At 64.4% G+C, this 21,164-nt stretch carries 20 protein-coding genes; 9 read left to right on the top strand and 11 right to left on the bottom strand.

The features are described 5' to 3' along the window. Window positions 1-60 precede the first annotated feature (60 nt). From B7P44_RS19080 to B7P44_RS19070, 3 genes are all read left to right on the top strand, one after another. A complete protein-coding gene (locus B7P44_RS19080; protein ID WP_084907255.1) occupies window positions 61-1,323 on the top strand; it encodes a lipoprotein-releasing ABC transporter permease subunit in 1,263 nt (420 codons plus the stop codon). Window positions 1,324-1,416: 93 nt separating this feature from the next. Further along, window positions 1,417-1,743, top strand: coding sequence for a thioredoxin family protein (locus tag B7P44_RS19075; protein WP_084907253.1), 327 nt, complete (start codon window positions 1,417-1,419; stop codon window positions 1,741-1,743). 20 nt (window positions 1,744-1,763) lie between these two features. After that, window positions 1,764-2,183, top strand: a complete 420-nt coding sequence (locus tag B7P44_RS19070; RefSeq protein ID WP_084907251.1) for a secondary thiamine-phosphate synthase enzyme YjbQ — start codon at window positions 1,764-1,766, stop codon at window positions 2,181-2,183. Window positions 2,184-2,345: 162 nt separating this feature from the next. Here the strand turns inward: B7P44_RS19070 and B7P44_RS19065 are convergent, their stop codons facing one another. The 4 genes from B7P44_RS19065 to B7P44_RS19055 all read right to left on the bottom strand — a co-directional run bounded on the left by B7P44_RS19065 (window position 2,346) and on the right by B7P44_RS19055 (window position 5,923). After that, the gene (locus B7P44_RS19065) at window positions 2,346-2,702 is read right to left on the bottom strand and encodes a hypothetical protein (protein ID WP_133117842.1); all 357 of its coding nucleotides are present in this window, start codon (window positions 2,700-2,702) and stop codon (window positions 2,346-2,348) included. 194 nt (window positions 2,703-2,896) lie between these two features. Further along, window positions 2,897-4,078 carry a hypothetical protein gene (locus tag B7P44_RS19060; protein WP_084907247.1) on the bottom strand — a complete coding sequence of 394 codons (1,182 nt, stop codon included), beginning with the start codon at window positions 4,076-4,078 and terminating at the stop codon, window positions 2,897-2,899. A gap of 157 nt (window positions 4,079-4,235) precedes the next feature. After that, the gene (locus B7P44_RS36435; protein ID WP_133117841.1) at window positions 4,236-4,865 is read right to left on the bottom strand and encodes a hypothetical protein; all 630 of its coding nucleotides are present in this window, start codon (window positions 4,863-4,865) and stop codon (window positions 4,236-4,238) included. A 17-nt stretch (window positions 4,866-4,882) separates the two neighbouring features. Further along, complete coding sequence (locus B7P44_RS19055) at window positions 4,883-5,923, bottom strand: hypothetical protein (RefSeq protein ID WP_084907245.1); 1,041 nt, start codon at window positions 5,921-5,923, stop codon at window positions 4,883-4,885. An 811-nt stretch (window positions 5,924-6,734) separates the two neighbouring features. Between B7P44_RS19055 and trpS the strand changes: the two genes are divergently transcribed. Then, on the top strand, window positions 6,735-7,751 hold the full coding sequence (gene trpS, locus B7P44_RS19050) for a tryptophan--tRNA ligase (protein ID WP_084909902.1): 1,017 nt from the start codon (window positions 6,735-6,737) through the stop codon (window positions 7,749-7,751). A gap of 66 nt (window positions 7,752-7,817) precedes the next feature. Here the strand turns inward: trpS and B7P44_RS19045 are convergent, their stop codons facing one another. The 5 genes from B7P44_RS19045 to B7P44_RS19025 all read right to left on the bottom strand — a co-directional run bounded on the left by B7P44_RS19045 (window position 7,818) and on the right by B7P44_RS19025 (window position 14,099). After that, complete coding sequence (locus B7P44_RS19045) at window positions 7,818-8,849, bottom strand: AraC family transcriptional regulator (protein WP_084907243.1); 1,032 nt, start codon at window positions 8,847-8,849, stop codon at window positions 7,818-7,820. Between the two features lie 90 nt (window positions 8,850-8,939). Further along, window positions 8,940-10,136: a porin gene (locus tag B7P44_RS19040; RefSeq protein WP_084907241.1), complete on the bottom strand. Its 1,197-nt coding sequence runs from the start codon at window positions 10,134-10,136 to the stop codon at window positions 8,940-8,942. Window positions 10,137-10,267: 131 nt separating this feature from the next. Next, window positions 10,268-11,464, bottom strand: coding sequence for an MFS transporter (locus tag B7P44_RS19035; RefSeq protein WP_084907239.1), 1,197 nt, complete (start codon window positions 11,462-11,464; stop codon window positions 10,268-10,270). Next, window positions 11,461-12,801 carry a D-arabinono-1,4-lactone oxidase gene (locus B7P44_RS19030; protein WP_084907237.1) on the bottom strand — a complete coding sequence of 447 codons (1,341 nt, stop codon included), beginning with the start codon at window positions 12,799-12,801 and terminating at the stop codon, window positions 11,461-11,463. Before B7P44_RS19030 ends, B7P44_RS19035 begins: the two co-directional genes overlap by 4 nt. Window positions 12,802-12,872: 71 nt before the next feature. Then, window positions 12,873-14,099, bottom strand: a complete 1,227-nt coding sequence (locus B7P44_RS19025) for an amino acid deaminase/aldolase (RefSeq protein ID WP_084907235.1) — start codon at window positions 14,097-14,099, stop codon at window positions 12,873-12,875. 428 nt (window positions 14,100-14,527) lie between these two features. Here B7P44_RS19025 and plcR point away from each other — a divergent pair, with 428 nt between their 5' ends. Together plcR and B7P44_RS19015 are read left to right on the top strand one after the other, a co-directional pair. Beyond that, on the top strand, window positions 14,528-15,241 hold the full coding sequence (gene plcR / locus B7P44_RS19020; protein WP_084909901.1) for a phospholipase C accessory protein PlcR: 714 nt from the start codon (window positions 14,528-14,530) through the stop codon (window positions 15,239-15,241). A 66-nt stretch (window positions 15,242-15,307) separates the two neighbouring features. Beyond that, window positions 15,308-16,684, top strand: a complete 1,377-nt coding sequence (locus tag B7P44_RS19015; protein ID WP_084907233.1) for a pectin acetylesterase-family hydrolase — start codon at window positions 15,308-15,310, stop codon at window positions 16,682-16,684. A gap of 60 nt (window positions 16,685-16,744) precedes the next feature. Here the strand turns inward: B7P44_RS19015 and B7P44_RS19010 are convergent, their stop codons facing one another. Continuing rightward, a complete protein-coding gene (locus B7P44_RS19010; RefSeq protein ID WP_084909900.1) occupies window positions 16,745-17,239 on the bottom strand; it encodes a hypothetical protein in 495 nt (164 codons plus the stop codon). 20 nt (window positions 17,240-17,259) lie between these two features. Continuing rightward, complete coding sequence (locus tag B7P44_RS19005; protein WP_084907231.1) at window positions 17,260-17,997, bottom strand: NAD(P)H-dependent oxidoreductase; 738 nt, start codon at window positions 17,995-17,997, stop codon at window positions 17,260-17,262. 149 nt (window positions 17,998-18,146) lie between these two features. Between B7P44_RS19005 and B7P44_RS19000 the strand changes: the two genes are divergently transcribed. The 3 genes from B7P44_RS19000 to B7P44_RS18990 all read left to right on the top strand — a co-directional run bounded on the left by B7P44_RS19000 (window position 18,147) and on the right by B7P44_RS18990 (window position 21,015). Then, window positions 18,147-18,617 carry an RrF2 family transcriptional regulator gene (locus B7P44_RS19000; RefSeq protein WP_084907229.1) on the top strand — a complete coding sequence of 157 codons (471 nt, stop codon included), beginning with the start codon at window positions 18,147-18,149 and terminating at the stop codon, window positions 18,615-18,617. Window positions 18,618-18,955: 338 nt separating this feature from the next. Further along, window positions 18,956-19,576: a TetR/AcrR family transcriptional regulator gene (locus tag B7P44_RS18995; protein WP_162296923.1), complete on the top strand. Its 621-nt coding sequence runs from the start codon at window positions 18,956-18,958 to the stop codon at window positions 19,574-19,576. A gap of 68 nt (window positions 19,577-19,644) precedes the next feature. Then, window positions 19,645-21,015, top strand: coding sequence for a flavin monoamine oxidase family protein (locus B7P44_RS18990; protein WP_084907225.1), 1,371 nt, complete (start codon window positions 19,645-19,647; stop codon window positions 21,013-21,015). Window positions 21,016-21,164: the final 149 nt, after the last annotated feature.

Raw genomic sequence — 21,164 nt, 5'->3', positions numbered from 1 at the left:
CGAGGATGACGTTCGAATAAAGTGCTCCCCTTGACGAACCGCTCTTCCAGAGGAAAGTGCTTGAAACTCCCGTATGAATGGCAGATCGGGTTGCGGTACACCCGCGCCGGCAAACGCACGAGCGGCACGACCGGCAACGGCTTCATTTCGTTCATCGCCGTCGCGTCGATGTCCGGCATCGCGCTCGGCGTGGCCGCGCTGATCATCGTGCTGTCCGTGATGAACGGGTTCAGGAGCGAGGTGCGGGACCGCATGCTAGCCGTGCTCGCGCACATCGAGATCTTCTCGCCGACCGGCGCGATGCCGGACTGGAAACTGACTGCCGACGAATCGCTGCGCAATCCGTCGGTCAGGAGCGCGGCGCCGTATGTCGAGGCGCAGGCGCTGCTCACGCACGGCGGCAAGGTCACCGGCGTCGCGTTGCGCGGCATCGACCCGCGGCTCGAGCCGCAGGTGTCCGACATTGCGAAAGACATGAAGAGCGGCCGCCTCGACGCGCTTGCGCCGGGCGAGCTCGGCATCGTGCTCGGCGCCGCGCTCGCGTCCACCCTGCAGGTGCAGGTCGGCGACCGGCTGACGTTCTTCGCGCCCGGCAGCGCCGCGCAGATGCGCAACCTGCTGCCGCAATTCAGGCAATTCAAGGTGGTCGGCACGTTCGAGTCCGGCCATTACCAGTACGACAGCACGCTCGCGTTCATCCACATCGGCGATGCGCAGACGCTGTTCCATGTCGCAGCGCCGACCGGCGTGCGGCTGCGCATCGACGACATGGAGCGCGCGCCGGAGATCGCGCTGCAGCTTGCACGCTCGCTGTCCGGCGATCTCTACATCCGCGACTGGACCCGGCAGAACCGCACGTGGTTCGTCGCCGAGCAGTTGCAGAAGCGCATGCTGTTCGTGATCCTGCTGCTGATCGTCGCGGTCGCGGCGTTCAATCTCGTCTCGTCGCTCGTGATGACGGTCACGCAGAAACAGGCCGACATCGCGATCCTGCGCACGCTCGGCGCCCAGCCCGGCTCGATCATGAGGATCTTTGCGATCCAGGGAATGACGATCGGCCTGGTCGGGACGATGACGGGCGTGGTGATCGGTTGTGCGATCGCAGCGAGCATTCCCTGGCTGCTGCCCGCGATCGAGCAGATGCTCGGGATCCACTTTCTGACGCCGTCCGTCTATTTCCTCGACAAGCTGCCGTCGAAGCTCGTCGTGACCGACGTGATCGAAGTCGGCGCCATTGCGTTCCTGCTGTCGGCGCTCGCGACGCTCTATCCGAGCTGGCACAGCGCGCGGGTCCGGCCTGCCGACGCGTTGCGCTACGAGTGAGCGCGGCCTCTACGCCGCCTGCGGCCTTTTCCGCTACAGTAATCGCACGGGCCGCGAATGCGGCCGCACTCTCTTCAAGCACATGGGGCCGTGATGCAATCACCACAAGCCTATAGCGCGGACGCGCCCACCCGCGCGGAAGTCGACGCGCTCGCCGGCGCGACCGTCATCGAGTTCGGTGCGAACTGGTGCGGGATCTGCCAGGGCGCGCAGCCCGCGATTCGCGACTCGTTTTCGGCGCACCCCGCGGTTCGGCACCTGAAAATCGAAGACGGTCCTGGCCGTCCGCTCGGACGCTCATTCGGCGTCAAGCTCTGGCCGACGCTGGTTTTCCTGCGCAACGGCGTCGAGGTCGCGCGCGTCGTTCGCCCCGCCGACGCGCGGCAGATCGAAGCCGACGGCTTCGCCGCGCTGGCCTGAGCACATCGCATGCATTCACCATGAAACAGGCCATTCAACACGTTATCGTCGACGCGCGCGGACGCGGCCTCATCGAGTTCACGTCGCAGGTGTGCGCGTTCGTCGACCAGCAGTCGATCCGCACCGGCCTGCTCACCGTGTTCTGCCGGCACACGTCCGCTTCGCTGCTGATCCAGGAGAATGCGGATCCGTCGGTGCAGCGCGATCTGGAACGCTACTTCGCGGCGCTCGCGCCCGAAGATAGCTCGCGCTACGAGCACGACACCGAAGGCCCCGACGACATGCCCGCGCATTTGCGCACGGCGCTCACGCAGGTGCAACTGTCGATTCCTGTGGAGCATGGACGGATGGTGCTCGGGACGTGGCAAGGGATTTACCTGTTCGAGCATCGGCGTGCCGCGCATCAGCGGGATATCGTGCTGCATTTGGTTGGGGAGTGAGGGGGGGTCGCTGCGGTAGTCGACGTGAGATGCCGTGAATCGGGGCCGGCGACCGGTTGAATCCGCAACCCGTTTCGGCCTTTCGACTCATCGCGACTGCAAAGACAGGTTTCTCTTGATCGAGGCCGTTGGCGCAGGGCCACGCGTCTCGCGCGTGACGATCTAGCGGCCGAAGAATGGAACTGCAGTGAACATCCACATTCCAATCAGAATCAACCACTCAATGGCGAACATTGCTTGGTCATATGCGTTGCGAGGTGCTGAGCGCCTCGCATAAACGATGTAAATCAACGTAAAGAGTGGCGTCACGACCCACGTGGCAACGGTGAATCCGAGGAATTCCATCGTGCCGGGGGCGAAGATTCCGCTGTGAAATCCGCCGACCTCCTCATACCAGTACGCGAAGCCGATCCACGGAAGCCACAATCCGATGAGGGTAGCAATGGCGAGTTTGATCGCACCAGGTGACGGTCCAGAGTCGGCGTTTTCGGGATCTTGTGATCGGGTCGTGGGTGTCATTGGTTCGCTAGGTGAGGACTCGGCAAGGAGAAACTCATTCCTCATTGAGCGCTTCTTCCCTAACAGCCCGACTACCTGTCAGATCGAGTTCCGGCTAATACACCTTAACCAATCGACCACGAACTGACCAGCGACCCACGGCGGTCGTACTTTCGATCGAAGTACACGAGAATCAAAACGAAGCCTGGGGGCAGCTACGCCCCGACGGAGATGACCACCCCCCTCTTCGTGGCCTCTGAAAGGTACCGAAACGGGCTGCTTTCTTCACGCTCACGGGCCTTTGCGATCGATGCAATACTGTGGACGACAAATCCTAGCGTCAGCCCGCCGCCCATCGCTAGCAGCGGATGTGTCACCGACCATCCAATACTGGTTGCTGCGGCTGCAGTTATTCCGCCTGGGCCAGTGAATTTCTCCACAGCTTTGTTCATGACCTCGGCAATCCCTTTGGCGCTCGCCTCAAGGCCAAATATCTGGCGCGCCACGGCGCTCAAATTTGCTCTGTCTCCTTCCCAGCGCCTGATTGCCGCATCGGCCAGTGCGTGCAATCTTGCCTCAAGATTCTTTTCATTCGTCATGGTAGGTACGGTCGACGCCATTTTGTACAGTTCGGCCTTCAGGTTGCTCAGGGCCTCTCGTTCATCGGCAAGAGCGATCAGATTTTCGGCGCTGAGCTTGGACACATCGCAATGAAAGTGCGCGATGACCTCCAAAACGGCGGTATCGCTTAATTGCTCATGTTGACCTGATACCTTGCCTCTCACGATGGCGTCGTAGACAGCGGTGGCGGTGTCCATCGCGATACATTGATTGAGCTTCCGACTCGGTGCATCGTCGGAATTTGCGACGATATCGAAGCCTTCATCTCGGGCGCACGCAACTGCAATCGTACCGAGCACTGCCTCGCCAATGCGGGGGTGCATCTGGACGTAGTTTGGGTGGTCAATGATGTCTGGCGGCGGCGTCCACGCCAACCCATTGCTGCGGAGGAACTCGGCGAGTTCATAGCTGGCTCTGCCAATATGCATCTGAAACCCTAATGGGTCCGCGCTGGTCGCCGCCTTGCTTGCGTCCTCCCCAAACCTCGCCAGGTATCCGTCACGATCTGAAGCCAAGTCGGCCGCCATCTCCGACAGCAGACGCTGCTGTGCGGCCTTTGCGAGAGGTGTAGACAGGTCCGCCCGCCTTAACAGAGGCTTCGGACCAGTACTCAAAGCAACCACTAGATCCCCGTCATTGGGCGTGTAATCATCCGCGATCATACGAGCCATGCCCGGGAACACCAACAGCGTCCTCTTCAGCCAGTCTTCATCCCGAATGTGCACGTATGGATAGTAGAGAGCGTCGCGATCTTCCAACGGAGCTATGTTCTGCATTTCCTTCTCCAGTCCAACGGGGACGTGAACTTGTCGCTCATTTGCAGCCCGACCGTGAGTTGTTGGCGGCCCGCGCAGTGCTGGCGAAAGTAGTTGTCCGCATTCCGACGCGCTAGGTCCAGTCAATATCTCGCCACACAAGCCCGGGATTCCAGTCTTAGCGTGGCGAATTCGATTGTGTGCACGAGAGCTTCTCGGTCTCGAACACCCTCACGCAGTTGGGGTCATCTACACAAAACGCCTTGACGAACACACCTCGGCCACATTTGCACCTCAACTCACTTGCGCTAAGATTCGCGGTCCAGTGGCCGCTCGCCGTAACGGCGGCCACTGTGTGCGCAGTTTGAGCGCTACGGCAATGGACGGTTATGTCAATTTGCTTGCAATTGACAGCAGTGCCGCTTACCTGGATGGATGTTGGTTCGGACCCGATACCGGTCACTTCGGTGATCTGGATTTCACATCGCCGCGGTCTCGGCCCAGGTTCTTGAGCGTCAGCGACAAAAAGCCGGACACAGACATATCCTTCACATCCGACTTCTACGATGGCGTGGTCAGTATAAATCGGCTGGCCCTTGTCATCCCTGCCTTGGGCCTGCACGATGTAGCATCCGGGAGGAATGCTATCGGCCCAATGGCCGTGAGGTGCTTGAAGATTGGCATAATCTTTACTGGACCAGTGGTACACGTTGCCGTTCGCATCGAGGACATTCACGAACCATTCACGATCATCGACATAACAGGGATCGCCCGGCTTCGCTATCCAGACATCAAGTATGGCGGCCATATTGATCGCTCCTTCACTCAGATTCCGCCCCAGCGTACGGAAGACGTATCATCGTTCATGTGATCACCCTTGTCGGTCTGCCAATCGAGTCCGACAAATGTGTCAATCTTTATGAGCCCGAGGCCTGTCGGAATTCCACTGATCGCGATTTCGTCGACGGTGAAGACGCTGTATTCCTCATCAATTCCGCCTTTCTCAAATCCTCCATCGCTGTAGAGCGTCACCTTGGTATCTTTTACTCCGATAAGCAGTAGGGCACTGGCATCGTCCTCGAAGGACAGCCCCTCGCCGTCGAGATTCGGGGTATTGCCAACACTGAAGTAAATGGTCGGTATAGTTCCGATCAGGGTTGCTGCGTATCCCAAGGTGTCCAAGAACACGCTACCGACGTCGAGCACTGACTTTACTGTTTTGAGTAACCCCATCAAACGGTTCAGTGCCGCTACCACTTCGCCAAGCTCTCGCAGTGGGGATGACGCACGTACCATTACGAAGAGCGAGCCGGGATTGTCCCCATCGTAGGCTGCAAAGTTGGCATGCTTCCCGAGGAGCAGAAGAGCCGGAATCTGGATCGCCGGCATATCAATCGGAACGGTTATGGTCTTGGACTCGCTCACGCCCTCAACTGTCACAGTCAAGTTAACGTCGATTTGGTAATGAGAAGGTTCCGTCGCGGAAGTATCTTCGCCCACGGGCGGTTTGAGCAGGAAAGCAACGTTGAGTGGATCGCTCGGCACGCTGGCAACCGCAATCGGTGGCGTTGCGGTGAAATCCGTAGTCGCCACCGGCATCCCATCCTTCTTTACCTGATACGTCACCTTGAGTGTGACGGGATCAACCAGCGTGTTGAGGACGCCGGTGATCGTACCAGTTAGGCTGCTTGGGAGGGCTCCGACTAGCGCCCCGGACAGAGTCACCCCATTGAGTGTCGTGGTTGTCGGTAGTGAGGAACTGAAACCGGGCAGCACGCTGATCTGGACAGGTTTGCCTGGTTGGGCATCATCGGCATCGGTAACGACGCGGGTCAAATCGAGAATCTGCGTGGCCAAGTTAGCCATCTGAGCCTCTCTTTATCGCTTAGAGTCCAATCGGGACGCCTTTTCCCCCAGCGATATTGGTAAAGCAGTTTTGGCGCCGCTGCCACTCGGGCCCAACTGTGCCACGTAGGTGGTGCGTTCTGTAACACGAACATCTAGCGATTCACATTAGCCGACGAATCTCATTCGATCTGTTTGATATCGAACAAACAACCAAAGCGCCTCGATTGCGGCGGATGTCAACCGGCCGAGCTACTGTCATTCACAAAATAAAGTTGCCTCGCGGACTTTCGACGTTGCTGGGGTTTGCTCGGGGCGCGGCGCGAGGCGATACTGAGCAAATAGTCTGGCCTTCCAGGGGCATGCGTGGTGAATGAGCGTCTGCTCTTTGAAAGCATCAGCCGTTTGAATGTCTGGTAGGACAGGAAGGCGATTGGCTGTTTATGGCCGACTCCAGCCGGTCGCCGTCTCAAACAGATGCGTCTACCTACGCTAGCCACGTTTGAATTGTGCAAACGAGCGACGAAGGGTGCTATGGAGCAATCTCCCATTTTTGCAGTAGGCCAAACCCCACCTCTGGTTCGCGGCACTCCGCGACGATCGACCAGCATGTCCGCGTCCAAGCCCTCACCCGACACTCCCCGCACCACCGCGCTATACTCCCCCCATGGATACGAACCCGACCACCCCGAACCTGCATCGTTGGTGGCCCGCCTAAAACCGGCGGCCCGTTTCCCCACGCATATCGCAAACGTGATGCCGCCAGTCTTGGCGGCATTTTCGTTTCAGCGCGCTGATGGCTGGTGGCGTCAAAACCATGAGGCTCCAGTCCATGACACACGCAAACCAGCCCACCATCCTGACCGGCGACCGGACCACCGGCCCGCTTCACCTCGGCCACTACATCGGCTCACTGCGCACCCGCGTCCGGCTTCAACATGAAGCACGGCAGTTCCTGCTCCTCGCTGACACCCAGGCGTTGACCGACAACGTCGGCCGGCATCAGAGAGTGACCGAAAACGTCGTCGAAGTCGCGCTCGACTATCTTGCGGTGGGCATCGACCCAACGAAGTCGACCATCGCCATCCAGTCGCAGGTGCACGAACTGGCGGAGCTGTCGCAGTACCTGCTCAACCTCGTGACGGTCGCGCGCCTCGAGCGCAACCCCACGATCAAGGAGGAAATCCGCCTGCGCGGGTTCGAGCGCGACATCCCGGCGGGCTTCCTGACCTATCCGGTCAGTCAGGCGGCCGATATCACCGCATTCAAGGCGACGCACGTGCCGGTGGGCGACGACCAGCTGCCGATGATCGAGCAGACCAACGAACTGGTGCGCCGCTTCAACAACACCGTCGACCGGCCGGTGCTGGTCGAATGCGAGGCGTTGCTGTCGCCGGTCACGCGCTTGCCCGGCATCGACGGCAAAGCCAAGATGAGCAAATCCCTCGGGAACGCGATCGCGTTGGGCGCCACGCCGGATGAAATCACGAAGGCGGTCAACAACATGTACACGGACCCGTACCACTTGCGCGTCAGCGACCCGGGCCAGGTGGAAGGCAACGTCGTGTTCGCGTTTCTCGATGCGTTCGAGCCGGACGCGCAGAAAGTGGACGAACTCAAATCCCACTATCGTCGAGGCGGCCTCGGCGACAGCGTGGTCAAGCGGGTGCTGAACGAGCGGCTCCAGTCGCTGATTGAACCGATTCGCACACGCCGTCGCGAGCTGGAGAGCGACCGGGCCGAGGTGCTGGCGATCCTGCATCGCGGCACGATGCGCGCACGGGAGGTGGCCGGCGCGACACTGTCCGAGGTCAAGCGCGCGCTGGGCTTGAACTACTTCCAGGGCTGAACAGCTGTTTTCGGCTGAACTGACCGGCGACGTGAGGGTACTGATTGACGCTTGTGACCGCGCCCTTTATCCGTCGATCTTGATCACGTCCGCCCCTTCCCGCGGACCATGCCCGGTCCACCGCTTGAACGCGCGGCGAAAGTTATGCGAGTCGCTGTACCCGACTTCATGCGCGACATCCTCGATCGACAGCCGCGGATTGTTGAGCAGCTTGAACGCGCGCTTCTTGCGAATCGTGTCGATCACGATCTGATACGACACGCCCTGATCGGCCAGACGCCGCCGAAGCGTGCGCTCGCTCATGCACAGCTGCGAGGCGATCGCGGACAGCGCAGGCGCACACCGCAAGTCGCGTCGCACGATCCGCTCGATCGATTCGAGGAAGTCGGTGCCTTCGGGCTCGCCCGGCAGCGCCGTCTGCAGGAATTCGAGCGCCTGGCGATGAGCCAGCGGATCGTGGGTCGCGATCGCCCGATCGCCCCACGCGGCATCGAACGCGAACAGGTTGTGCTCCTGCTCGAACCGGACCGGGCACTGGAACACGCGCATATAGTGCACCGCGTAGTCGGGCCGCGGGTAGCTGAGATCGACGGCCTTGGGCTGGAACGCGCTGCCGGCAAGCGAGCGCCCGATCTTCAGGAAACTGCCGAACGCTTCCTCGACGAGGAACGCCTCGATGTCGGACTCGAGGAAGACGTTGGTCGCGCAGATCGACAGCGTCCGGGCGTCCGCCGTCATGTCGAAATGCATCAGCGGGCCGGTGTGCCGCTGCAGCCGCATGCCCACTGCGATCGCATCCTTGACGGTGGGGCTCGTGAGCATCGCGTAGCCGACCAGGCCGATCGACGCGATCGTCTCGCTCATGCCGAGTTCGAGGCCGAGCGCGCGCGCCGGCGCCATCTCGAGCGCACGCCGGATCATCGCGCCCGCCTGGCGCAACGAGATCCGGCACGACGGATTGGAGAGGTCCGCAACATCGAAGCCGAGCCCGAGGCACAGCCGTGTGGGATCGATGCCCAGTTCCCTGCTTGTCTCCGCCAGGCACCGCAGCAAATGAACCGGCAGATTCGCCGTCGTATAGCGGGCTGTCTCGTCCATGGATGCTCCATGTCTTTTTTCCACGGATTGTACATGTCCCGCCCTGCCGGGGCGCCTCCTCCGCCGCCGGCCGCTCCCCGTCGGTTCCGCTCAGAAGTAATGGCGCAGGCCGACCGTCGCGCCGAGCTGGGTGGTGCTGGTGCTCGGCGCCTGTCCGTTGATGCCGACGAGCTGCGCGCCGACGAGGCCGCCGCGGTAGATCGCGTAGTCGACTTCCGCGCAGAGCATGTCGCGCTTCGACAGGCTGTAGCCGGCGATCACCTGGAACTGCCGCGCGCGGCCGTCGAAGTCCGCCGAGTAGCCGGATTGCGTGGTCCACCACGCGTTGACGGCCGCGGTCAACGTCGGCGTGATCCGATAGGACAGCCCGGCAAGCACCATCTTGCGCCGGCGGAATCCGCCGGGCACGTTCGGATCGGCCACCTGCGCCGGCGAGATGATGCCGAGCCCCGCGAGATCGGACGGGCTGAACGGGCCGTTCGCGAACGACGTGAAGTCGTTGTCGCGCGCATTCTCGATGTAGCCGGCGTTGAAGGTCGCGTCGCCGATCGTCAGCGACCCGCCGCCCGAATAGATGTCGAATTTCGCATGGGTGACGTCGTCCCAGCTGCGCATGAACGATGCGCCGAGCGTGAACGGCCCCTTGTCCGGCGCATACGCGACGGCAGCTCCCAGTTGGCTGCCGAGCACGCCGCTGCCCGCGCGCCCGCCCGGCGCGTATTGCGCGAGCAGGTACAAGGCGCCGCGCTGCGCGCCATACTGGATCATGTTGCTGGTGCGGGCGGCCGCCAGCATCGTCTGTTCCGGCTTGAACAGGTTGAAGTACGGGTCCTGCTGGCCCGCCCACAGGTTCGATCCGTAGGACAGCGATACGCTCTCGAACGGGACGTTGTACTGGCGGCCGAGCGTCAGCTGACCGAGCGTCGACGACGTCAGCCCCACATACGCGACCTGGAAGAAGTTGACCGAGCCCGCCGGCACGATGCTGCCGCTGTTCGGCCCGAAGTGGCTCTCCACGTTGAACTGCGCCGATAGGCCGCCGCCGAAGTCCTCATTGCCCTTGAGGCCCCAGTAGCTTTCGGTCAGGCCGCCGCCGTCCGCCATCGAGACCTTGCGGCCCGTCGACGCCGGCGTGCCGTCGGGCGCATAAGACACGCCATGCGTTTCATAGCGGATGCCCGCGTCGAGCACGCCATAGAGCGTGATGCTGCTTTGCGCGTGCGCGGCGGCGCAAGCCAGGACCATCATCGCGCTGCACGCTGCGCGAAGGTTTTCGTGACGAATCATTCTGCGCTCCGAACGGAAGACGGGGCCGGCGATATCGCGCCGTCGCGGTCGAATGTAGGAAGCCAAATTTGCGCGGAACAAGGCCGCGGCGGCCATTTTCGTGGTGCGTGGCGGCCAGCGTGGCGCGCGGTTCAGCGCGACGGATGACCGACACCGCCGTGCGCGCCCACGGGCGCCGCGCGGCGCAGCGCGAGCCGGACGAACGGCGCGGCGGCCAGCACGGCGGCGCCCAACACGTGCGCGACGCGCGCGCCGCCGTAGCGGTCGAGCAGCGCGCCGGACAGCGCGGTGCCGATGCCCGCCGCGAAGAACGTGACCACCAGGGTGCGCGCGACGAGCGAGCCGTCAGGATCGACGTCGGACAGCATGCCGGTCAGGAACGGCACGATGACGAAGAACGCGCTGTTCAGCAGCAGCTGGCTCAAGAAATACGCGCCGCCGCCCGTCGAACCGAAGAACCATTCGATCGACGCGATCACCGCGAGCTGCGCGGCCCAGATGATCGAGACGCGATGCCGGCGGCAGGCAGGATGCGCGGGGATCGCCGCGCCGACGAAGCCGAGCAGCGACGACACCGACAGCAGCACGCCGATCGTCGGCGGCGACAGCCCGGCGCGTGCGCCGACGAACCCGGCGATCGCCCACTGCGACGCCTGCACGCCGTAGACCAGCGCCGTCACGACCCAGATCGCGACGATCGGGCGCCACGGCAGGCTGCCGTCGCGCGTGCGCGCCTGGGCCGGCTGCGCCGCAAACGCATCGATGCCGCGGATCGCGGGCGCGAGCACGGCCAGCACACCCGCCAGCAGCACGAAGATCCAGCGCCCGAGCCACGCGGCCGGCAGCGCCGACACAAACACGAGGATGCCGCCGTTGATGCCGCCCGCGAGCAGGTTGATTTGCCCCCAGAGGCGATCCGTCGACGCGCGTTGTGATACGCCGGACGCGACGACGACGAACAGCATGCCCTCGAACAAGCCCGTCAGCCCGCGCGCCGCGCCGGCCGACACGATGCCGGGCGCGACGGCGCTGAGCGCCTGGCCTGCGATCGCACCGAGCGCGCCCGCCAGCGTGAACGGGCGGGCCGCGCGCGCGATCCGGCGCGGCAGCAGCGCGCAACTGATCGCGATGCCGAGGATCTCGACGCTGACGAGCGCGGTCGCGGCGCCGTCGTCGAGCCGGAAGCGCGTCATCACCGCCGCGACGAGAAACGGCGACAGGATCAGCCCATTGGTCGCCGCCGCGAACGCAAGCGCGAGGCGGACGACGGCGCCGCCCGACGGATCGGGGCGCGACGGGCCGGCGGAATCCAGAACGGTTGAGCTCATCGGTTCTCCAGATAAACAGCGGCCGGTCCATCACGATGGGCGCGCCGCCCGCTCATGCCGAACAGCCCGCGCAAGTACGGCGTCAGGAAGCGCCCCTGCGGATCCATGCGCTCGCGCAGCGCGAGGAAGTCGTCCCAGCGCGGATAGCGCGCCGCGAGATCGGCGGCGCCCAGCGAATGCACCTTGCCCCAGTGCGGCCGCCCGCCATGATTCAGGCAGATCGCCTGCACGCCCGCGAAGTACGTGTCGAACGGCATGCCGCGATACTGGTGCACCGAGATGCGCACGCTGTCGCGTCCGTAGTCGGGGCTCAGCCAGATGTCGTCGCCGCGCACCCAGCGGTATTCGATCGGGAACATCAGCGGGAAGGTCTTGCGAGCGACGAACGCGCGGATTTCCCGCAGTGCGTCGGCGCCGCGCTCGGCGGGCACCGCCCATTCCATTTCGTTGAAGCGGACCCGGCGCACCGTCGACAGCATCGCGTGACTCGCGTTCACCTGCCGGCCGGCCGAGACGGTCGACGCGCACAGCCGGCTCAGCGACGGACACAGCGCCGGCACGCGCCGGCCGAGCCCGCACAGCGCGCCGAACACCGTGTTCTCGAGGAACGCTTCGGCGGCGCGGCCGGCCCAGTGCGCAGTGTCGATCGCTTCGCTGGTCACGTCCCACGCCTTCGTCAGCACAGTGTCCGTGTGCGGAAACCAGTAGAACTCGAACGAGCGGTGCCGGTCGATCAGCGCGTCCGCCTGCGCGAGGCAATCGTCGAGGTTCATTCCGCCGCGTTCCAGACGCAGCTGGAACGACGGCACGAGACGCAGGCCGATCTCGGTCAGCACGCCGAGCATGCCGAGCCCGATCCGGCCGCCTGCGAACAGCTCCGGATTCGTGTCGGCCGACGCGCGGATTTCCGAGCCGTCCGCGCGCATGAACGTGAGGCTCTCGATCTGCGTCGACAGGTTGCCGAGCGTGATGCCCGTGCCGTGCGTGCCGGTGCTGGTCGCGCCGGCGATCGACTGCACGTTGATGTCGCCGAGATTCTCCATCGCGAGGCCGTGCGCGGCGAGCGCGGGGCCGAGCGTCCACAGCCGCGTGCCCGCGTGCACCCGCGCGACGCGCCGCGCCTGGTCGACGTCGATCACGCCCTGCATCCGGTCGAGCGACAGGATCACGTCGTCGGTCTGCACGAGCGGCGCAAACGAATGGCCGGCGCCCGCCGCCCGCACGGTCGAGCCGGAAGCCGCCGCGTCGCGCAACACGGCCGCCAGCGCGTCGCGCGTCGCGGGTGTCGAAACGGTTGCCTTAGGACTGCATACGTACCCGGACCAGTTGCGCCACATGAAGGTTTCCTTGTCGGTTGCGTGTTGACGACATGCCGCACGGCGGCGACCAGAACGGGCCGCGCCGCCCGCTAGAAAAAGCTCTTGCCTTCGCCCCGGTAGGTAAGCGCCTCGCCGGCCACGCGGCCATCGCGGATCAGCAGCAGCGTGTTGAAGCGCTCGCACAGCTCGCCCGCCTTCGCGTGCCGGAACAGGATCGGCTCGCCGATCGCGGGAGCGACGCCGGCCGGAACGCGCACGGGGGTCTGCACCTCGCCCGCGCCTTCGTTGCCGATCAGCGTGCAGCCGGCCGGCAGCCACGGCTGCGGCAGCCGGCTCCGGCCGGCCGGGCCGGACGCGACGTAGCCGCCGCCCGAGCACGTGACGATGCCGGGCTGCGGCATGCGGGCGACCGGCAACGCGAAGCCGGCGGCGGGCTGCGCGCGGAACGCGGCGTAATGGTCGAACAGCGCCGGCGCGTAGAGACCGGAGCCGGCCGCCAGCTCGGTGACCGACGGATCGCCGCGCGTGCTTTCGAAGCTGCCGGTGCCGCCGCCGTTGACGAAGCGCAGCGCATGGCCGGCCGCCGCGAGCGCCTCGACGACCGCCTGGCGCCGCGCGTTGATCTCCCGCGTGGAGCTCCGCTTCAGGTAGCGCAGCAGCGCGTTGCGCGCGGCGCTGCCCGGCACCGCATCCGACACCCCGGCGATCTGCCCCTCGTAGCCCATCAGGCCCGCGAGCCGCACGCCCTGCCGCCCGGCGATGTCGTCCGCGAGCGCAACCGCGCCGGCAACGTCGCGCACCGGCGACCGGTACATGCCGAAGTACAGGCCCGGAAAGACCGACGACATGTCGAGATCGATCGCGAGCGGAAACACGACGCCTTCGTTGCGCGCGAAACGGTCGATGCGCTCGACCTGCGCGGCGTCGTCGACCATCAGGGTGATCGCACGATGCTGCCGCAGTTGCGCGGCGACCGCGCGCAAATCCGCGGGCTCGACCGTCGGATACGCGACGACGATGTCATCGAAGCCGTCGTCCGCGAGCCACGCCGCTTCGGCGGCCGAGTAGCACAGCAGTCCCCGCATGAACGGGCCGGCGGCCAGCACGGTGCGGATCAGCGCACGCGAACGCAGCGACTTGGTCGCGAGTCGGATCGGCAGGCCGCCGGCCCGGCGCTTCAGGTCCGCGAGATTGGCCTCGACGTGCTCGAGGTCGACGAACGCCGCCGGCAGGGCGCGGCCCGCGAGCGCATCGCGGTAATACGGGTAATCGTGCGCGGCGGGTAATGCCCGGCGCGGCGTGTCTGCACGGCTCATCGACCTGGCTCGGATAAGGGGAAGGCACTCTGCGCATCGACGGTCGATGCGCCCGGGAAGTCAGCATAGGGCCAACCGTGAAGCGGCCCAAGCGCGCAGCGGGTCGTTCGATGGGTCCGATCCGGCCAATCGCATCGCCCGCACACCTGCACGATCGGCCCTCCAAACGCGGCTGGACCGCCGCTTGCTTGGCATGGCGACGCACGCGAACCGCCGCGCCGCGTCGTGCGCCGCGCGGGCGTGGCGCGCGTTGTCGCGCCGCAGCGTGAGCGACGTACGGCCCGTTCGCGCGGATCGAATCGGCACGCCCGGCCGGCGTCCGTCTAGTGGATGGGTTCTAGTGCCGCTTTTGACGGCAAGCGGGTTTCGACCTAGAACCCATTCGCGATGCCCCGACGGAGAGCGGCATGAAACCTCAGCGAAACGGCGTGAACAAGCACCGGACACTCTGGCGACGCGCCGGCGCGGTTGCAACAATCGCCGCCGCCGTTGCGATCTGGCGATACGAGTCACCGACTCAGGCCGCCGCCGCGTCACCTCCGACCTCGGGCGCGGCCGTGCAAGCAGCGCAGGCCACATCCACCGGCACGGCCGCTCCGGCCTCGGTCGCGCCCGGGCCGGCGGAACGCCGTCTCGATCTCGACGCGCTGCGCCGCAGCCTCGCGGGCCGTCCGGATGCGGACGCAGAGTTGCAGCGCATCGTCGCGTTCGCCCGCTTTCGCGACGAAATCGCGGCGTACGGCAACGGCCGCAACCGCTTGCCGCCGGCCGAACTCGCCGAGTTGGCGCGCCGGATTCTCGACGAACTGCCCGAGCACGTCGCACGCAACGAGATCGTGCCGGTGCAGGCGGAAGCGCTCAGCGTCGCGCTGCTGACGGATGCGAACGCCGATCCCGCGACGCGCGGCGCGGCCATCCAGTCGATGCACCAGCAATGGGACGCGTATGCGCGGCAGACCGTCGGTCCGTCTCCGGCGCAGGATCCGCGTTACCAGGACTACGCGCGACAGAGCCGCGACATCGTCCTGCAAGTGCAGGCGAGCGTGCCCGATCCCGCCCAGCAACAGGCCGTCATCGCGCAGCGGTTGCAGGCGCTGCGCGTTCAGCTGTTCGACGGCGCTTCATCGCCCGGCGCGCACTGAACGCCGGACGCCTGACGCCGCGCCGGGACGCGGCGACCACGTCGCATTCATCGAAATGGAGGGGGCATGTTCACAGCGAACCATCTGCGCAGGCTCGCGCTCGCGGGCCTGTTGGGCTGCGCGGCGCTCAACGGCCATGCGGCCGGCACGACGATACCGGATCCGTCGATTCCCTATTATTCGTGGTACGAAGTGACGTTGCCGGAAAGCAGCGGCGCGTCGTGCGGCAATGGCACGCCGATGCGCTTCTACATCAACCGCGCGCAGTCGGACAACCTGCTGTACATGATGCAGCCGGGCGGCGCGTGCTGGAACTACGGCACCTGCACGCAGACGGCGACCGGCGCGGAGACCGGCCTCGGCAGCTTCAACCCGGACGGCATCCCGCACAACTACATGAACGGCACCGTGAACCAGACGCTGGTGTCGTCGTTCCTGTCGCCGCTGATGACGCGGATGGACCTCGCGCACATTCTCGTCGGCGAGCCGAAGGTGGAGACGCAGGAGTGGACGCAGGTGTTCGTGCCGTACTGCACCGGCGACATCCACATGGGCAGCGCGGTGCGCAACTACACGTCGCCGACGGGGGACTGGCGAATCCAGCATTTCAGCGGCCTGAAGAACATCCAGGCCGTCGCGCAATGGCTCGTCGCGCACGGCTTCGGCAAGCCCGGCCGGCTGCTGGTGTACGGCACGAGCGCGGGCGGCTACGGCACGCTCGGCAACTACGCGACGCTGCGCAACACGCTGCAGCCGCAGCAGAACAGCTCGCTGCTCAACGACGCCGGCACGGTGTTCAATACGCCGTTCAACGCCGACCCGGCGGCCTATCCGTCAGTCGGCCTGTACAGCAGGGTGCGCGACGAATGGGGGATGACGGGCCCGGACGGGCTGATCACGGTGAACAGCCAGCTGACCCGCAACTTCGATCCCGGCAATCTCGGCAGTGCGTATGCGGCATTGGCGACGACCTTTCCGCACGACCGCTTCGGCTATTCCACGTATCAGCGCGACAAGATCGAGGCGGCCTACCATTACCGCGCGTTCGTGCCGGCGGTGATCGCGGCGCCCGACGACGCGACCAAGGACGCGCTGTCGCTCGCGATGTTCGACCAGGAACTCGCGCGGCTGAAGGGCACGCTGGATCCATTGCCGAACTTCGGCTACTTCATGCCGTGGGCGCGCAACGACTTCATCCAGAATCACCAGGTCACCGTGGTCAGCTTTACGGGATCGGGGATTCACGAGAACGGCATCGACGCGGATGTCGGAACCTTCGTCGCCGACCTGCTCAACCAGAAGGAGCCGGCCGACGCGCCGGTGATGAAGGCTTTCCGCACCCAGCAATGGTCGGATTTCACGCTCTCGACGTTTCTCTCGTGGATCGACAGCCTGTTGAACCTGACCGGCGAGGCCGGGCCGATTTCGGGGCACAGGGCCTGACCGTGCGGACCTGTATCGGAGCGGCCCGGAGGACCGCCGATTCATCAAACCCGATGAGGCTCACGCCGTTGCGGCAGGCCGGGCCTCTTCATACTGGCGAAGAAACGCATCGAGACGGTGCGTCACTTCGGCATAACGCCCGTCCAGCGCAAGTCGCATCATGTCGACTTGCAACGCCTCCTGATCGACCATGTAGTCGAGGAAGAGGTGAGCCTTTGCGGGACCGATGCGACGCAGATTGCGCAGTTCGTCCAGATACGGAACGGTCTGCGCGTACACGAATTTCAGCAAGGACGTGAGCAGAAGTCTGGGTACCGAGCCGACCACCCATGCCTTGCCCCGGGTCCACCATCCCGGGGCGGCATCCAGCCCCCAAGTCTCGGCCGCCGCTCGGTAACGAGGCACATTGAACTGCTCCAGCTTCAGGTAGGCCTCCCAGAACGGCAGACGCGCATCGCCGTCAAGACGTCTCGCCACACGTGCGATCGCCCGCAGCGCGAAAGCACGGTTGGCCAGCTCGTATCGAAAGCCCTTGATGAATGCGTCGGTCGGCATCCCGGTCGTTACCTCGCCGTTCAATACGCGTCCCCTTTCGGATAAAGCCGCGCGTCGAAATCATCGAGCGACGGGAACGACAGGGTCCGGCGCGTGCGCCAGTTCGCCACCTCATGCCGGAACCGCGTCAGGATTGCTTTGCGCTCGTCGTCGGTGATGTACGGGATGTGATAGCCGAAGAACGGCTCCAGCACGTCGAAACCCACATAGGCAAGGCTGCCGCGCAGCAGGTGGGACAACATGCCCTCGATCTCCCCGTGCACCGCATCCTTGCCGAACATGTGCGGACGCCCGCCGAGCGTTGTCGTGACCCAGACGCGCTTGCCCTTGAGCCCGCCACGATCGTAGAAGCGCATGCCGCCATAGAACGTTCCCGACAGGAATACCCGGTCGATCCAGCCTTTCAGGATCGCCGGCACCGAGAACCAGAAGATCGGGAAGTTGAGGATGACGAGATCCGCCCACAACACGTTGTCGACCTCTTCCTCGATGTCGGCCGACAACGTCCCGTTGCTGCGACCGGCTCGCTGCTCCTTCGCATAGACGAGATAGTCGGGATCGTCGCGGGTCCCGAAATCGGACGGGCCGGCAACTGGATTGAATGATTTCGCATAAAGGTCAGAGGTGCGAACCTCATCACCCGCCTGCGTCAAAACCTCCTGCGCCGCGCAGAACATCGACGACGTGAACGATCGAGGCTCCGGGTGAGCGTGAACCACAAGCACACGACGCCGTTCGCCATTTTCCGGTACTGACATGCTGCTCCCTCACGAATGTTATAGTCACGTTAACATTTGAAGATAGCGTAGTGACTCGTGCTCCGCGCGTCAAGCCGCTTTTCTCGAGAGCTGCAGATCGCGATATAAACTCCGTATCGCACACTCCGCCCCAGCCACAGGAACCCGCGTTGAAATCGACCAAATTCGTCACGGCGTGCTACATCATGTCGTTCGTCGGCGCGCATCACCCGCGCCAGCTCGCTACCGCGACCATCGCAAAATGGGTCGACACCCATGCGGCGCGTGTGCGCCAGATCGTCTCGTTGCTGGTCAAGGCCGGCTTGCTCGAATCGTCGCGCGGCGGCGGCGGCGGCGTACGGCTCGCCCGGCGTGCCGATACGATCACGCTGCTGGATATCTACGACGCGGTCGGGGAAAGCGAGATGTTCCAGTTTTCGATCGAGAACCCGTTCTCGGAATGGGCCGACCATTGCAACGTTCACGGTGTGCTGGAGGGCATGCGCGACTCGGTCGAGCGTCTTTCGAGGCTCGAGTTCGGCAAAGTGATGCTGAGCGACGTATTCGTGCCGTGGAGTGAAGCAGGCTCGACGGATACCAAGACTGTTCCCGCAAAGAAGCGCGCCACCGCACGGACCTGATCCCGCACGCAACATCCAGTCTCTTCACCCTCTGCACGTTCACACTGCGTCGTCGGGAAACCGGATTCGACACCAGCCGCCATCGCCATGATGGCGGCTGCCCCGCATGATTTCTATGTCATTTGACCTAGAAAATTTATACGGCGGGGAAGAATCGCCTCGCAACTTGGGTTAACCCTCGCTTTTTTACGGATTTCGTGCCGGCCACCAAAACCTGGGCAACCAGCATCTTGCAAAATCAGGTCACTCGACCTATAACGTCATCTTTCATGAATTGAACGCGGCGTTTCGATCGCAGGCGAAGCAGCGCTCGCATCTGCCGGCGCATGGAGGAGATCGTGAATCTGGAAGGTGGTGACAACGGACGCGCCGTGACGGAGCGCGGACGCAATACGGTGAGCCGCATCATGGCAAGCGCGTTCGAGATTTTTCTCGCGGAGGGCTACGGCGGGCTGAGCATGCGGAAGGTGGCATCGAAGGCCGGATTGGCGCTGTCGAACCTGCAGCACTACTTCCCGACGCGCGAAGCGCTCTTTGGCGCGATCATCACGACCACCATCGAAGCGTATTCGGACACCTACGACGGTGTCAGGACCGACGAGACCCTGTCGCCTGAAGCGCGACTGGAAAAAGTGGTCCGCTTGTTGATCGAGGACGGCAAGCAACCCAGGACCCAATGTCTCTTCGTCAATTTCTGGGCGCTTGCCCAGACGCAGGAATTCGCGCGAAAGAGCCTGGAAGAGGGCTATCAATTTCAACGCAACGTGATCGCACGGTTTGTGGCCGACGTGAATCCCGGCCTGTCGCCGAGCGCACTGGCGCGCCGAGCCGCGCTGATCACCGCGCAGATCGAGGGACTACTGGTGCTGATTCCGCAGCGCAATCGATTCCCGTCGGATATCAGGGGAATCGAGGACGATGCGGTGAAAGCCATTCTGGCGGTTGCGGCCTTGCCCTGAATCACGCGCGGTCACTGCCCCTCTGTTGACGGCGGGGCAACACTGCCGGACACGAGGAGACGGAAGACATGCAGAGCAACACGAGCCCGCGCAATTCGACGCCGGACGTGATCGTGGTCGGCGCGGGACTGGCAGGCCTGAAGGCGGCCCTTGAATTGAAGGATGCCGGAAAGCGTGTGCTGGTGCTCGAGGCGCGCGACCGGGTCGGCGGCCGCGCGATGTCCGGCGAGGTCGGCGGCCACGCCGTCGATTTCGGCGGGCAGTGGGTAGGGCCGCAGCAGACACTGTTGCGGGCTCAGGCGCAAGCGCTCGGCGTCCGCGTGCATGCGCAATACACCGAAGGCGCCAGCCTCGTGAGTTTCAAGGGCAAAGTCCATCCGTATACGTCCAGCATTCCGAAGCTTCCTGTGCTGTCTACGCTGGCGCTCGGTCTCGTCGTCCATCGCTGGAAGCGCGACATGCAGATGCTGCCGGCGGGTGCCCCCTGGTCGGCGACACGCGCCCGCGAGTGGGACGCGCTGTCGCTCGAAACATGGATCGACAAGCATGTGCGGACCGCCACCGCGCGTGACTTCACCCGCATTCTGGCCGGCGCGATCCTTTGCGCCGACACGTTGCACGTCTCGTACCTGTTCTTCCTGGAGTGCCTTCGGCAAGGGCAAGGGCTGGAGGTCATGATCGGCACGCAGGGCGGTGCGCAGCAGGACAAGTTCCTCGGCGGCGCATGGCAGATACCGCGGCGCATGGCTGACAGGCTGGGTGGATGCATCCTGCTCGACTCGCCCGCGCGAGCGATCGAACAGGATGCCGATGGTGTTCGCGTGATCTGCCCGCAGGGCGCCTATGCCGCCAGGCGCGTGATCGTGACCGCGCCGCCGGCGCTTGCGTCCCGCATTCACTACAGTCCTCCGCTGCCGGTCAAGCGTGCCGCGTTGCTGCAGCGCATGCCGATGGGCTCCGTCATCAAGGTGCATGTTGCCTATCGGGCGCCGTTCTGGCGGCGCCGAGGGCTGAACGGCGCCGTCGTGAGTACCGACCGTCATTTTGGGCTCGTCTTCGATCAGTCGCCTGACGACGAAAGCCTCGGCGCGCTGGTCGGCCTGATAGAAGGGAACCACGCGATGGCGTTGAGCGCCGCCGGCAAGGAAGCGCGTCGCGAGCAGGTCATATCGGACCTGGTGCATTACTTCGGCGACGACGCCCGTCAGCCGCTGGACTATGTCGACCACGACTGGACGGCGGATGAATGGGCCCAGGGCGGCTACGCGGCGCATATGCCGCCGGGCGTGCTGACGTCTTTCGGCGACAGCATCCGCGAGCCGGTCGGACATATTCATTGGGCCGGCACCGAAACGGCAACCGAGTGGATGGGCTACTTCGAAGGCGCGCTGCAATCGGGCATTCGCGCGGCCGAAGAGGTGGTTCAGACCTTGCGGTAGTGTGTGCCCCATCGAGCCGCTGGCGTGCCGAGTCGCAAACACCATCCGTGATAGCGGCGCAAAGGTGCGCACGTCATGGAAAAAACGCAGTGACTGAATGGACGGCCTCCGCTAGCGTGTCACCACGCCGATAGAGAACGGTTCGCGCG

Origin of the sequence: Burkholderia ubonensis subsp. mesacidophila (genome assembly GCF_002097715.1) — a bacterium.
Taxonomy (GTDB): domain Bacteria; phylum Pseudomonadota; class Gammaproteobacteria; order Burkholderiales; family Burkholderiaceae; genus Burkholderia; species Burkholderia mesacidophila.
Note: the sequence above shows the minus strand (reverse complement) of the source record. Positions and strands in the feature narration are given on the sequence as shown.